This window comes from Kitasatospora griseola, from assembly GCF_014648555.1.
GTDB classification, from domain to species: Bacteria; Actinomycetota; Actinomycetes; order Streptomycetales; family Streptomycetaceae; genus Kitasatospora; species Kitasatospora griseola.
Map to the genome: position 1 here is coordinate 346,716 of NZ_BMRI01000004.1, position 754 is coordinate 347,469.

A 754-nucleotide genomic window follows, 5' to 3' on the forward strand; every position below is an offset into this window, starting at 1 on the left:
GTTCGCGCACCGTCTACGGCTCCGGCTACGGCGAGTCCGGCGAGCACGTCGAGTACCGCGCCACCCGCCACGCCCCGTTCCGCGCCTGGGGCCGGGTCCGGCTCTCCGACGCCCGCTTCGACAACGCCTGCCTGATCACCGCCGCCGAATTCCACCTCGGCCCCGGCCAGGAGCTCTCGCTCAACCGGATCCAGACCCCCGAACTCCGCTTCACCTGCGAAACCCCGCCCACCGGCACTGTCAGCCTCAACCGCGCCCGGATCGGCAACCTGGTCGACTCCCCCGGCGCCTGGCCCACCGACCAGCACATCTCGCTCACCGGCTTCAGCTACGAATCGCTCCGCCCCGCCGAACCGTTCCCGCTGGACCGCCGCATCGCCTGGGTCGAGTCCGGCGCCGAGTTCCGCCCCGAGGCCTACGAGCAGCTGGCCGCGGCGCTGCGCCGCGACGGCGCCGACGAGGACGCCCGCACCGTCCTGCTCGCCAAGCAGCGCCGCCGCCGGGCCACCCTGCCGCTGCCCGGCCGGCTCTGGGGCCACCTGCAGGACGCCGCCGTCGGCTACGGCTACCGCCCCGGCCGGGCCGCCACCTGGCTGGTCCTCGCCTGGGCGCTCGGCACCGTCTACTTCCAGGAGCACCCGCCCGCGCCGATCAAACCCGACGAACGGGTGGTGTGGAACTCGGCCCTGTACGCAGCCGGCAAGGTCCTCCCGCTGATCGACCTCGGCCAGGCCGGCTGGAACCCCGACCGCCC

Annotated in this window: 1 pseudogene; it reads left to right on the top strand. The window is 74.4% G+C overall.

From position 1 onward, the window contains the following. A pseudogene (locus IEZ12_RS37940) lies at positions 1–754 on the top strand (oxidoreductase); the annotation flags it as partial.